Annotated in this window: 10 protein-coding genes and 2 tRNA genes; 3 read left to right on the plus strand and 9 right to left on the minus strand. The window is 60.3% G+C overall.

The features are described 5' to 3' along the window. Nucleotides 1–14: 14 nt before the first annotated feature. The 3 genes from G556_RS0103910 to G556_RS0103920 all read right to left on the minus strand — a co-directional run bounded on the left by G556_RS0103910 (nucleotide 15) and on the right by G556_RS0103920 (nucleotide 4,917). Nucleotides 15–98 (minus strand) — tRNA-Leu (locus G556_RS0103910). Nucleotides 99–218: 120 nt separating this feature from the next. Next, nucleotides 219–2,768, minus strand: a complete 2,550-nt coding sequence (locus tag G556_RS0103915; RefSeq protein ID WP_028821833.1) for a DEAD/DEAH box helicase — start codon at nucleotides 2,766–2,768, stop codon at nucleotides 219–221. Between the two features lie 700 nt (nucleotides 2,769–3,468). Beyond that, the gene (locus G556_RS0103920; RefSeq protein WP_233418175.1) at nucleotides 3,469–4,917 is read right to left on the minus strand and encodes an amino acid permease; all 1,449 of its coding nucleotides are present in this window, start codon (nucleotides 4,915–4,917) and stop codon (nucleotides 3,469–3,471) included. Nucleotides 4,918–4,964: 47 nt separating this feature from the next. Between G556_RS0103920 and G556_RS0103925 the strand changes: the two genes are divergently transcribed. Continuing rightward, on the plus strand, nucleotides 4,965–7,436 hold the full coding sequence (locus G556_RS0103925; RefSeq protein ID WP_016455137.1) for an excinuclease ABC subunit UvrA: 2,472 nt from the start codon (nucleotides 4,965–4,967) through the stop codon (nucleotides 7,434–7,436). Next, nucleotides 7,433–7,999, plus strand: coding sequence for a methylated-DNA--[protein]-cysteine S-methyltransferase (locus G556_RS0103930; RefSeq protein ID WP_028821834.1), 567 nt, complete (start codon nucleotides 7,433–7,435; stop codon nucleotides 7,997–7,999). Before G556_RS0103925 ends, G556_RS0103930 begins: the two co-directional genes overlap by 4 nt. On the opposite strand, the gene G556_RS0103935 is transcribed toward G556_RS0103930, so the two are convergent. The 6 genes from G556_RS0103935 to G556_RS0103960 form a co-directional block, all read right to left on the minus strand. Further along, complete coding sequence (locus tag G556_RS0103935) at nucleotides 7,996–9,219, minus strand: cobalamin-independent methionine synthase II family protein (RefSeq protein WP_028821835.1); 1,224 nt, start codon at nucleotides 9,217–9,219, stop codon at nucleotides 7,996–7,998. The two genes, G556_RS0103930 and G556_RS0103935, sit on opposite strands and share 4 nt — an antisense overlap. 55 nt (nucleotides 9,220–9,274) lie before the next feature. Further along, the gene (locus G556_RS0103940; RefSeq protein ID WP_028821836.1) at nucleotides 9,275–11,086 is read right to left on the minus strand and encodes a helicase HerA-like domain-containing protein; all 1,812 of its coding nucleotides are present in this window, start codon (nucleotides 11,084–11,086) and stop codon (nucleotides 9,275–9,277) included. A 106-nt stretch (nucleotides 11,087–11,192) separates the two neighbouring features. Then, nucleotides 11,193–11,489, minus strand: a complete 297-nt coding sequence (locus G556_RS0103945; RefSeq protein ID WP_028821837.1) for a HigA family addiction module antitoxin — start codon at nucleotides 11,487–11,489, stop codon at nucleotides 11,193–11,195. 10 nt (nucleotides 11,490–11,499) lie between these two features. Beyond that, nucleotides 11,500–11,799: a type II toxin-antitoxin system RelE/ParE family toxin gene (locus G556_RS0103950; RefSeq protein WP_338048831.1), complete on the minus strand. Its 300-nt coding sequence runs from the start codon at nucleotides 11,797–11,799 to the stop codon at nucleotides 11,500–11,502. Between the two features lie 34 nt (nucleotides 11,800–11,833). Continuing rightward, nucleotides 11,834–11,904: transfer RNA gene (locus G556_RS0103955), tRNA-Gly, on the minus strand. Between the two features lie 60 nt (nucleotides 11,905–11,964). Next, nucleotides 11,965–12,615, minus strand: a complete 651-nt coding sequence (locus G556_RS0103960; protein ID WP_028821839.1) for a hypothetical protein — start codon at nucleotides 12,613–12,615, stop codon at nucleotides 11,965–11,967. A gap of 74 nt (nucleotides 12,616–12,689) precedes the next feature. Here G556_RS0103960 and G556_RS0103965 point away from each other — a divergent pair, with 74 nt between their 5' ends. Then, nucleotides 12,690–13,334, plus strand: a complete 645-nt coding sequence (locus G556_RS0103965) for an HAD family hydrolase (protein WP_028821840.1) — start codon at nucleotides 12,690–12,692, stop codon at nucleotides 13,332–13,334. The last annotated feature ends 2 nt before the right edge of the window (nucleotides 13,335–13,336 follow it).

Consider the following 13,336-nt stretch of genomic DNA (forward strand, 5'->3'; position numbering starts at 1 on the left):
TAGGGGTTTTGTTGTGCGCGAGAGAGGAGTTGAACCTCCACGCCCGTAAAGGGCACTGGCACCTGAAGCCAGCGCGTCTACCATTCCGCCACTCGCGCGAAGCGACTGGATCGATATTACACAGCAGCGATAAAAAATAAAAATCGCAAGAGTTAAGTGGCAAAAACAGCAGCTAGCCCGTCCGGAATGACCCGCAGCCCGAGAAAGAACCTGTTCGCCTAATCTTTCCTATCGAACTCCGAAATTTCTAGAACCAGCTCGCCCGCTTCGTCGCTGGCATCGAGATCGACCTCCGCAGACACCTGCCAGTCGTGATTGCCCTCCGGGTCGTCGATGATCTGACGCACCTTCCAGACCCGATCCTCCGGATTCTCGACGATAAACAGCGACGGGCCACGCGCCTCGGCACCGGCGCCCATCTCCTCGTGCTCGTCCCAGTAGTCGCCCAAGGCGTCGTCCCAGTCGTCGATTGTCCACTCCGAATCCTCACCATCAAGATCTGCCAGCGCCTCGACGTCGTCGTCCGCCATCAGCAACACCCGACGGAACATCGCGTTTCGCACTAGCCGCCTGAACGCGGTCTTGTTGCCAGTGAGCGGGCGCTCCGGCGCCTCGGCGGCCTTGCGCACCTCCTCGACAGTCCGGGTCGGGTCATTCATGGCCTCCCACTCATCCACCAGGCTGGAGTCGGTCATCTTGATGGTCTCGCCCAACCAGTCGATGATCTCCTCGAGTTCGGGGGTGCGGGACTCTGGCGGAACAGTCTGACGAAGAGCGCGCCAAGCATCCGATAGGTAGCGAAGCAGAAGTCCCTCGCTGCGGGTGATCTTGTAATGGGCGACGAACTCGCCGAACGTCATCGCGCGCTCAAACATGTCCCTGACGATCGACTTCGGCGAAAGCGGCGCAGCGCCCAGCCAAGGCTGCCTAGCCAGAATCGGCATGAGCGCCTCCTCCAGCTCCTCGGCCAGCGGCTGGGGCCAGGTGATCTCCTCGGCCTCCTTCTGCCTATCCAAATAATCCAGCCCATCGGCCTTCATTTCGGCGACCGCCTTGCCACGCTCGAAGGACTGCTGGGCGTAGAGAATCTGCATAGGGTCTTCGAGAGTAGCCTCCATCACGCTCACCACATCGAGAGCGTAGTCCGGGCTTTCGACGTCCAAGGCGTCAATGAAGTTGATAGCAAAACCGGCTAGCGGCTGATTGAGCGCGAAATCGTCCTGCAAGTCCGGAGCCAGATCGTACTTCCTGCCGCCGGGAGTCGGCTCGTCACGCTGCACCACCACGCCGTCACGAATGAGCGAACGACCCAACTGGATTGCCCGCCGATACAAGCGGTGGCGATGCTGGATGCTCTCGGTGGAGTCGTTGACCAGGTTGACGACGGCCTCGGCCGTGTCTTGATCGCGCGACAGCAGATTGATGAGCATCGAGTACGTGATCTTCATCCGCGCGTGCAGCGTTTCCGGGGTGGAATTGATCAGTTTGTTGAAGGTGTCCTCGGTGTAGTTGATGAAGCCATCGGGCGCCTTCTTCTTGCGCACGGACTTCAGTTTCTTCGGGTTATCAGCAAACTTCGCCTCGATCTTCGCGTTCTCAATCTGATGCTCGGGGGCCTGCGCGACGACATAACCAATGGTGTCGAAGCCAGCCCGTCCCGCTCGGCCGGCAATCTGGTGAAATTCGCGGCTGCGAAGCACCCGATCGCGACGGCCGTCGAACTTGCTCAACTGCGTGAAAACCACAGTTCGGATAGGCACGTTCACGCCGACGCCGAGCGTGTCCGTGCCGCAGATCACCTTCAGCAGCCCGGCCTGGGCCAGGTTCTCCACGAGCCTGCGATACTTAGGCAGTAGACCCGCGTGGTGGACGCCGACCCCGCTCAAAATCATGGAACGAAGAGTCTTGCCGAAACCGGGAGCGAAGCGGAAGTCCCGGATGGCATCGGCGATCTGCCGGCGCTGCTGCGTCGAAATTAGCTTTGTGGTGTGCAGCTTGCTGGCCGCCTCAGTGGCCATCTTTTGGCTGGGGTGAACCAGGTAAACCGGCGCCTGCCCGGTGGCGACGAGCTCCTCCAGCTTCTCCGGCAGCGGCGTCATGGACCACTCGTATTGCAGCGGAACCGGACGCTCGACGCCGCTAATCACCTCGACCGGATAATCCGTAACCTCCTCCAGCTTCTTAGCCAGATCCGTCACGTCCCCCAGCGTGGCGCTCATGATGACGAACTGCGCTGCTGGCAGCTCCGTCAGCGCCACCTGCCACGCCCAGCCCCTGTCTGGGTCTGCGATGAAGTGGAACTCGTCCATGATGACGCAGTCGATGTCGGCGTCCTCGCCCTCGCGCAGCGCGATATTCGCCAGGATCTCGGCCGTGCAGCAGATGATCGGCGCATCGGGATTGACGGACGCGTCGCCCGTCACCATGCCAACCAGGTCCGCCCCGAAATCGTCGCACCAAGAGAAGAACTTCTCGCTCACCAGCGCCTTGATGGGTGCCGTGTAGTAGACGCGACCGCGCTCCGCCAGCGTTGCGACCATCGCCGCGGTGGCGATCATCGACTTACCCGAACCCGTCGGCGTGGTGATGATGGTGTTGGCATCCATCAGCGTCGCCAGAAGCGCATCCGCCTGATGCTGATACATCGGCGTGCCCTTGCTCTCGGCATACTTACTGAACGCGTCGAATACCGCGTCAGTTTCAGGCTTGGGCCCCAAATCGTCGAGCAGCTTAGCCAATGGTGCCATGTTTTCCATGCCTTCCATCATTGCAGGGCGCACTGACAATTTCACCCGACGTATTCCTCACCGATCGTTCTGTTTCTGGTTCGGCTGCTTCTGGGCGGCTGCTGGTCTGGCTTAGTTTGTCGAGCGAGTCGCCGTGTCTACGTTAATCTCTTATCGCTTGCGCGATATCGAGATTTCACTCTCGCCACGCCTCGATGCTCTCCAAACCAACCCAGCCCAGCATCCTCGCTGTTAAAAGTGGGCACCGAGTTGGGCGTCGTCGAGATTAGTGAGGAAGAAAATGTTCGTAGTCGAGCTTTTTGGTTCCCGTTAAATCTTGGCGAATCAACGTGGAGGAAATTGTTCGACGTCGAGCCTTATCGTTCCCGTTAAATCCTCAGAAATCATCGCGGAAGAAAAAGTCCGACGTCGAATCTTTTTCTCCTCGCTATCTCCAGATGAGCCAAGGTGGGCACCTATTTAGCTGAGGTTGTGGGAGTTCGGGTCTTTGAAGGAACATCAAGGCGTGGCGAGAGCGACGACATTCAAACGCGAAAGCGTTTGAATCAGGAGCGGAGACACGTAGCCAGTGACGCAAAGACCTGAATCCCACAACCGACCGGTACCCGTCCAAAGAAACCACAGACAAGAAGCAACCGGCGAAACCACTAGCCAAGCAAAAACAATGGGCACCAAGGTATAAACCCTCGGCACCCATCGCTTTATTTAGATTATGTGATTATCAGTGGCCTTCGGGAAGTTCCTTCGGCTCGGGGAGATCACGGAAGTGTTTGAGCACAAAGTATGAACCGAACAGACAGATCAGGTACGGGATACCGGCAACCCAAGCCGCGTGGATCTGCCACCACAGCGCGATGAACACGCAGACGCAGGCGGCGATTCCGAGGTAGTTGACGTATGGCGCACCCAAGACGCGGGCTGGCGCGGCCGGCTTGCCCAACTTCTTGCGCACGGAACGGAACCGCAGGTGCGTGAGAAGGACGATGGTCCACGTCACCAGGATGCCCAAGATCGCGGCACCCATCAGGTACTGGAAGGCGCTTTCGGCGGCAAAAATGGAGAGCAGGCTGGCGATGACCATGCCGATGGCGGCAATCATGACGGCCCCGCGCGGCGCGCCGTTGTGCGACGTCTTGGCAGCAGCCTTCGGTGCCATGCCGTCGATTGCCAGCGAGTGAATCATCCGGCTCGACGCGTACAGGCAACCGTTCGCTGCAGACAGCGCGGCAACGATCAACACGAAGTTCATGATGTGTCCGGCGGCAGAAATTCCCGCGGCGTCGAGGGCCTTCACGAACGGCGAACTCTCTATAGTTCCATTGGCTGCGGCCGTCTCTGTCCAGGGCTGCATGGTGACGATGACACCAACCGCCAGGATGTAGAAGATCAGTAGGCGCCAGATCATCGCGCGTGCTGCGCGCGGGATGTCGCGCTCGGGGTGCTCGGATTCCGCCGCTCCAGCGGACGAGTTCTCGATGCCGCCGAACGAGAACACAGCCATGCAGGCGGCCAGCAGAATGCCGCCAAAGCCGTAGGGGGCGAAACCGCGGTGGCTGGTAAGGTTGGACAGCCCCGTCGGCGGGTTCGGGCTCGGCCAGCCGAAAAAGATCAGCGAGAGCCCGAGCAAAATGAATGCGCAGATGGCTACCACTTTGATCATCGAGAACCAGTATTCGCTGGTTCCGTAGAGACGCACCGTCGCCAAGTTTAGGCCGATGACGAACAGCGAACAGCACACCGTGCCGACGCCCAGATTCAGGCCGGGGAACCAATGCTGCAGATATGTTGCACCGGCGACCACCTCCGCGCCGACCGCAATGAACGACTGAATGGCAAAATTCCAGCGTCCGACGTAGCCGCCCAGCCGGCCAAGATAAGCGCCCGCGACAGCACCGTGCCCGCCCGGAACCGGGTGCACCGAAACCATTTCGGCGAGCGCCCATACGATTACCAGGGCGAGCGAACCGGCGAGGATATAGCTGATGATCGTGGCGGGGCCGGCGAGCGCGATCGTCGCACCCGAGCCGAGAAACAGCCCGGTGCCGAGCGCGCCGGAAAGCCCGATCATGGCTACCTGTCCGCTGGTTAGGCGGCGTACTAAACCTGTGCGTTCGCTCATACCTTCTCCTAATTGGCTAAGAGGCAGATTAATAGGCGTTGGGCCGCGCAAACATCAGGCGACATCTAGCGAGATAGCCAACGCCTAAACTTGGGGCCATGGAGTCTTACCATCCGCAGCAGATCGAGGTCCGTGGGGCACGGGTAAACAACCTGCGGGGACTCGACGTCGACGTCCCGCTCGACCGCCTGGTGGCGATCGCGGGTGTGTCCGGTTCTGGCAAGTCGTCGCTTGCTTTGGGCGTGCTTTACGCGGAGGGTTCCAGAAGATATTTGGAGGCGCTCTCGACGTACACCCGCCGCCGGATGTCTCAAGCTCAGAAGGCGAAAGCCGAAGTCACACACATTCCGCCGGCTCTCGCGCTGCGTCAGAGGCCGGGAGTTCCGGGAGTGCGTTCGACGTTCGGCACGATGACCGAGCTGCTGAATGTCTTGCGCCTGATGTTTTCCAGGCTGGCTAGTCATCGCTGCCCTAACGGGCACTATTTGAAGCCGTCGATGAAGGTGGCCGCCGAAGTTGAGATGAAGTGTCCGGATTGCGGAAGCACCGTGACGCCGCCGGGCGCGGAATCGCTAGCGTTTAATTCCGCCGGCGCGTGCCCGAGGTGTTCGGGAACGGCGATCGTCCGCGAGGTGAACGACGACGCCATCGTGCCCGACCAAAGCCTGAGCATCGACGAGGGCGCAGTCGTGCCATGGCGGATGTTCGGTTGGAGTGTGCAGCCGGATATCGTGCGCGAGTTCGGGGTGCGCACGGACGTCCCGTTCAGCGAGTTGACGCAGGAAGAACGCGAGATCGTTTTCGCTGGCCCCGAAGAAAAGAAGCACATCACGGTGACGAGCGTGAAAGGCGTCCACGAGCTCGACTTCACGTTTAGAAACGCCAGGCTGACCGTCACCAAGGAGCTCGATCGGGCAACCGACGAGAAGCGACTCAACAGGGTTTCGAGATTTTTGACCGAGCGGGTCTGCCCATCATGCGCCGGCAGCAGGCTCAGCGCGGAGGCCCGGGCGCCGAAAATTGGCGAGAGGAATCTCGCCGATGCCACAGCCATGACGCTCGCCGACCTGATGGATTGGGTACCGACCGTCTCGGCAACGCTGCCAGACGAGATGCATCAAATGGCGGACGCGCTGGCGGCTACCTTCGTCTCGATGGGCAAACGGCTGATACAGCTCGGCCTGGGCTACCTGAGCCTAGATCGAGCCGCCACTACGCTTTCCACCGGCGAGCGCCAGCGCGCGCAGCTTGCCAGAGCAGTGCGCAACGAGACCACCGGCGTGCTTTACGTACTTGACGAGCCGTCGATCGGGATGCACCCGGCGAACATCGAGGGGCTGATCGGTGTGATGCGCGACCTGCAGTCGGGCGGAAACTCGGTGGTTTTCGTCGACCACGACGTGCAGATTTTACGCGCCGCCGACCACCTGATCGAGCTCGGGCCGGGGGCGGGAAGCCTGGGCGGCAACATAGTTTCTCAAGGTAGCATCGAGCAGGTGACGACCAACGAAAATTCCCTACTTTCGCCGTTTTTAAACGGCGAAGCGGAGATCGTCACCAGGGCCCAGCGCACCGAATTCGACGAGTGGCTTCGGCTAGAAACGCAGCCCATCCACACCGTTCACGCCCTAGACGTGAGAATCCCCCTCGGGGCGATGACGGCGGTCACCGGGGTCAGCGGTTCGGGCAAGACGACACTCATTTTGGATTCACTGGTGCCCGCGATTAATGGCAACAAACCCAGCCACGTGAGCGGAATCGAGCCGGGTTCTATAAATAAGGTTCGCATCGTCGACGCCACCCCTATCGGCGTTAACGTTCGTTCCACCGTCGCCACATATTCGGGCGCGATGGACGAGCTGCGAAAGGCATACGCAAAGACCGACGAGGCTAAGCGCCGCAGGCTTAAGGCGGGTGCGTTCTCTTACAACACAGGCAAGCTGCGCTGCCCCGAATGCGACGGCACCGGACAGATCAGCCTCGACGTGCAGTTTTTGCCGGACGTCACTATTTCCTGCCCCTCTTGTAACGGCAGCAGGTTCGTTCCCGAGGCCAACGAGATAACGATTGAGACTGCCGACAGCCAGATTTCTCTTCCCCAAGCTCTCGAACTGAGCGTTTCTGAAGCGGCAGCAGCGTTCGCCGGTACAAAGATGGAACGCAAACTGAAAAACCTTGTCGAGCTCGGGCTCGGTTACCTGAAACTCGGCGAGGACACGCCCGCGCTATCTGGCGGGGAGGCACAGCGACTGAAGCTGGCCGGCGAAATCACTAAGCGTCAGGCCGGCACGCTGTTCGTCCTGGACGAGCCGTCCGTCGGCCTTCACCCGTTGGACGTGCGGGTGCTGGTCGGGGTGCTGCAGCGCCTGATCGAGAATGACGCGACGGTGGTGGTCATCGAGCACGATCTAGACCTGATTGCAAACTGCGACTACGTCATAGACATGGGCCCAGGCGGCGGCGCAAGGGGCGGCCGGGTCGTCGCAACCGGGACTCCGGACGAGGTGGCGCGGAACCCGGATTCGATAACCGGCAGATACCTTTCAAAGACGATCGGGAGAAACCAGTGATATACGCCACCAGTTATTCTTCTTCGCTCGGCGAGCTCTTCTTGGCTAGCGACGGGCACTGTCTCACCGAGCTCGATTTCGCGGTCGGCACCCACACGAAGTCGCACGGCGCTACCGCCAAGAAAAGGGCTGAGGCACACTACGATGCCGTGGGCCTGCGGGATTTAGATATCTTTGCGCATACCGCAAACTGGCTCGACCAATACTTTCGCGGCGAACGTCCTCAGGACGCTCCTCCACTGGCACCTAAGGGCAGCGATTTTCAGCTAGCCGTGTGGAGATTGCTGCGGAAAATTCCGTACGGCGAAACCATCACGTACGGCCAGCTCGCGAAGGATTATTGCGCCGAAACAGGGCGCGCCACGATGTCCGCGCAGGCCGTCGGCGGGGCGGTCGGGCGCAACCCGATCAGCATCATCGTCCCCTGCCACCGAGTCGTCGGTTCGGATGGTTCGCTCACCGGGTACGCAAGCGGCGTCGAACACAAAGTGGGGCTACTGAGGCTTGAGGGCCTCGACGTCGACGAGCAAGAGCTTCGCCTGTCGAGACCCTCGGCTAGTTAAAACAGCCTCTGGCTTGCCAGCTTCGCGCCGGCGGTAAGGGATTCGAGCTTCGCCCAGGCAATATCCGGGTGGATTCGCCCGCCGAAACCGCAGTCCGTGGACGCGATGACGTTTTCACGCCCAACCAGACCGGCGAAGCGCTCGATGCGCTGGGCCACCAGCTCCGGGTGTTCGACGACGTTGGTGGAGTGTGAGACCACGCCAGGCACGATCAGCTTGCCTTCGGGCAGCTTGGTGTCTTCCCAAATCTCCCATTCGTGGGCGTGACGCACGTTGCCCGCCTCGAACGAGTAGCTGCCTGCGTTGATGGTAAGCATCTGATCCACCAGGTACTTGAACTCGAGGTCTGTGGTGTGCGGGCCGTGCCAAGAACCCCAGCACAGGTGGAACCGAACCTTGTCCTCCGGCAGCCCTTCGAGCGCGTGGTTGAGCGCGTCGATGCGGATCTGGATGAACTTCTGGTAGTCGGCCACGCTGGGCTCGGGCACGATCTGGTCCCAAGACTCTGCGATGGACGGGTCGTCGATCTGCACGACGAAGCCGGCATCGACGATGGCCTTGTACTCGTTCTTGAGCGACTCGGCGCAGGCCCAGACCACGTCCTCGTCGCTGTCGTAGAACTCGTTGGTCAGCCTTGCCGCGGACCCCGGAGAGAGCGCAGCGACGAAGCCCTCGTTGTTTGCGTTAAGCTCGTCGAGCGCGGTGCGCAGGCCATCGGTGTCGGCCTTGACGGCGTCGGCACCGGTGTAGGTGATTTCGCCGGTAATAGATGGCTGCTTGACGGGGTTGCGGGCGACAAGAACGCCGTTTACCGGGTTTTCGTAGGCGTCTTTGAAGCGGGCGCGATCGCGCCGATGCGCGAACGACGCCAGCCTGATCTGCCCGGGCTTCGACTCGATGAGAGGCTCCTCGGCGCCCCAACGGCTGTCTGAATCGCCCGCGGTCAGTCCGGAAAGCCTGCAGAAGGAGTAGTTCCACCAGCCGCCGTAGTCGACGCTTTGGGTCATGACGTGGCCATATTCACCGTCGTTGACGATGTCGATGCCAAGATCGATCTGCCTCTTGACGACGTCGCGCACCTCGTCGTGCAACTGGGAGACGAAATCGTCCCAGGCAATCTTGCCGTCCTGCTGACGCTTGTTCAGCTCAAGCAGGTGCTCGGAACGCGGCAGCGAACCGACGTGGGTGGTCTGAATATGGTCAGTGTTTTTCGAAGTCATGCTTAGAGCTTAGCTAGCCCCACTGACAAAAAATTCAGCTTCCAAACTGGCGGGACTATCGCCTGCGCGTGCCGAACAGCGAGCGAGTGATCTCGCGGCCTAGCGTCCTGCCGGCAGAACGCAACACGTTCGTGACGACGGATTCGGCCTGCCTTGCGCGACGTTCCTTCTCCGCCTGTTCGCGCTTTTGAGCACGCTCTGCCTCTTTGCGAAGCCTCGCCTCTTCGGCAGCCTGCTCCTTCGCCGCCTTCTCAGCCTCCTTGGCTTCCTGGGCAGCACGCTCCGCCGCTTCGGCCTGCGCCTTCGCCTGTTCTGCCCGTTCCGCGAGCACCTCCGTCGCCGAACGCGGGTCTACCGGATCTTTGAAGCGGGCGTACAGCTGGGAAGAATTGATGAGTTGGTCGATTTTCGCCGAGTCAGCGGCACCCATCACCGATGCGGGCGCCCAGATACTGAAGGGCGCTACCGGAGTGGGACGGTCCTTCTTACCCAACACGGTGATGACCGCCTCGCCAGTGCCTAGGTTCGTCAGTATCTCAGCCAAGTCGAGGTCGGTGGCAGGGAACGTCTTGACGGCCTCCTTCAGGTTCCGTTGATCCTGCGGTGTTACTGCGCGAAGCGCGTGCTGGATGCGGCCGCCCAATTGAGCGAGCACCTCGGATGGAATGTCGTTCGGCGTCTGGGTGACGAAGATTACGCTCACGCCCTTCGAGCGGATCAGCCGGACGGTGTGCACGACCTGGCGCACGAACTCCTTCGTGGCGTCGGTGAAGAGCAGGTGGGCCTCGTCGAAGACGAACGCCAGTTTCGGCTGCTCCAGATCGCCTACCTCCGGCAGATCTTGGAAGAGCTCGGCCAACAGCCACATGATCAGCGCGGAAATGAGCGCGGGACGGCTGGACATGTCGCCCACCTCAAGCAGGGAGATGACGCCCTTGCCGTCCGGTGCCGTGCGCAGGAACTGCGCGGTCTCGAAGCTCGGCTCGCCGAAGAACTTGTCGGCGCCCTGCGATTCGAGTGCGGTCAACGCCCGCTGGATTACCCCAGCTGTCGCCGGGCCGACGCCGCCCAGCGTCGCCAATTCGGACTTGCCCTCAGGTGAGGTCAAAAAGGCAACCACGGAACGCAGATCGCCTAGGTCGACCAATTCGAGCCCGTTCTTATCCGCCCATGAGAAGATCAGCTGCAGAGCCTGCTCCTGCGTCGAGTTGAGCCCCAATGCGCGGGCCAAAAGCAGCGGCCCGAAACTCGAAATCCTGGTTCGCACGAATGCGCCAGGGACGGGGGCGTCGGCGCCCGCCGGAGTGAGCAACTCGACCGGAAACTGCCCTGGCTGCCAATTCTGGCCGTTCGCGCTCGTGCGCTTGAGTAGCTTTTCTGACGACGGCCCCGACTCGGCCAGGCCAGTCAGATCGCCCTTGACGTCCACCAGCACGGTCGGCGTGCCAACCGCGGAAAGCCCCTCTGCCAGCAGCTGCAGCGTGCGGGTCTTACCGCTGCCGGTTGCGCCGGCAACCAGCATGTGACGATTCAGCGTGGCCAGCGGGATCTTCGCGTTTACACCAGGCACCTGTTTGCCGTCTTCCAAGAGAGTTCCGAATGGTATCGAAGCACCATCGAATTCGTATGCCGAGGCAATCTGCGAGGCGAACTCTCTGACGTCCTCGGCGGGTTTTGCCGGGTTCTGCGCTTCTGCTGGCGCCTCTTGTTTTGACGCCTCGACGTCAGACGAGCCTTTTTCGGCGTTCTTTGCCTGAGCTTCCAGCGCGGCTAGCCTTGCCGCAGCTGCCTCCGCCTTAGCCTTCGCCGCTGCCGCCTCCGCGCGGGCGGCGGCCAACTGGGCCTCTAAATCCTGGTTCGCACTCACAACCAAAAGTTTAGAGCAGCCCACTGGCAAAATATGCCACGCGCAGCTTTCTAGATATCCACTTACAGCGGTTTATTGAGAGCCGCTGTTCCAAATTTTTCTGCACTCAGGCGATCTTCAACGGTTCGATTTTATCCAGTTGTTCCCCGATCGCCTCGAGCTCAATTTCGATATCGAAGCGAGACTGCAGATTTACCCAAAATTGCGCGCTCGTCCCAAAGAATCGACCCAACCTAAGCGCCGTGTCTGCGGTGATTCGGCGTTTACCGTGAACAATTTCATTTATTCGACGCGTCGGCACGCCGATAGAAACTGCCAACTTATTCTGCGACAGACGCATCGGCTCAAGGAATTCTTCATTCAGGATTTTCCCCGGATGAATCGGCGGTATTTTTTCTGACATCTAGCACCTCCTAGTGATAGTCGACTAGCTGGACTTCTGCCGGCCCGCCAGAGGTCCATACGAAACAAATTCGCCACTGATTATTTATCCTGATGCTGTGTTGCCCTGACCTGTCACCTTTCAGCATTTCTAGCCTGTTTCCGGGTGGCACTCGAAGATCGTCAAGAGAAACAGCGGCATCCAGAATTAATAATTTCATCAACGCTTTCTTGTGCAGCCTAGGATCAATGCGTTTCACGCGCTGCCTTTGGAAAAGCCGTTCGGCATCTCTATCTGCAAAGGAAACGATCACATAGCAAGTATAACGCACAACGTTATACGGGATTTTCAGAGATGACTTAGAGAGCGGGCGACCAGAATCGAACTGGCCTCTACAGCTTGGGAAGCTGTCGTTCTACCGATGAACTACGCCCGCGGGATCAAGTTTGATCGACGATCGTCAAGAATAGCAGATGAGGCGGTCAAGCTTAAGTCTTCAGATCAGGATATTCTTGATGCGTCCGTAAGCCACATTTTCAGGCAGCTCAATCGGCTCGGCTGCGGGATCGTTGAAATCGTCCCAGGCGTCGAAATACTTGCCCGCAGCAGGCAGCCACAATAGCCCCGCGGCTATCGCGGTGAGCGCGGTCGCCACCATTGCGAGCAGGAAAAATAATATGCACAGCACCGTGATGCCAACGGCTACGATGCCCGCCCAGCGGCACCACCTATTGCCTCGCCAAGCGTTGTAACCCGCGACGGCTGGCGCCGCGGAAACCAGGCAGCCAACAGCAGCCAGGATGCAAACCGCAACTATCGAGCCAGCAGAACCCGGCCGCGGGTCTAGCCAGGCGATGAGGTTTGCGCTGTGCGCGAAGGTGTACATGTGGATGGCCCGCCACCAATAGAACCAGTAGCAGCCGAACGCGAAAATGCTTGCCACCACGAACAGCGCAGTGGATGCCCAGACGACCGCAGGGTGCTTCGGCTCGCCGGTCTTCTCATCGATACTTTCGTCTTTCGGCGCTTCTTCCAGAAGCGTGGAGAAGGCGACCGGAGCCTCGGCAGTGTCGGCGGGCGGGTCAAGAACGTAATCGTCAAAACCGCGTTCGGGGTCGCCCAACTGCGCGCGGGGTTCGATTCTCACGCCTCAACTCTACCCGCACAGGAAGTTAACCGAACGACGTCGGATGCGCGTGGCTGCTAACATAGACTTATCGCGTGAGCACTCGATGGAAAAACGTCATATTCGATCTCGATGGCACCCTGGCTAACACCGTGCCGCTGATTCTTGCCAGCTACGAGCACGCCCTGAAGACAGTCCTGAACCAAGAGTTGGACGTCGACCTGGCGAAAACTTGGATCGGGCGCACACTGATGGACGCCTTCATGGAACACGCCCCAGACCAGGCAGAAGACTTGGAGCGCGAGTATCTGAAGTTCAACGCGGAGCACCTGCCGGACATGGTGACCGAGTTCGAGGGCATCCCGCAACTGCTAGCCGACCTGGCCGAAGCCGGCGCAAACCTCGGCGTGGTCACCGCGAAACGACGCAGTGTGGCGCACGACACGTTCGCCCCCGCCAACCTGCCTGACGACCTGGCCATTGCGGCTGCGATGGAGGACACGCCCGTCCACAAGCCGAATCCCGAGCCCATTCTGCTGGGCATGAAGACCATCGGCGCTGATCCGGCTTCCAGCGTCTACGTCGGCGACGCCATCTACGATCTGCAGGCAGCCGCCGCGGCAGGCATCGACGGTGTTGGCGTCACTTGGGGCGCAGGCGTGCCGGAACAGGTCCACGCCCAGCCGAACGCCGGCATCGCAGACACCGTCGACGAGCTGCGCAGCATCCTCTTCAACTAGGT

Source organism: Propionimicrobium lymphophilum DSM 4903, assembly GCF_000423485.1.
GTDB lineage: Bacteria > Actinomycetota > Actinomycetes > Propionibacteriales > Propionibacteriaceae > Propionimicrobium > Propionimicrobium lymphophilum.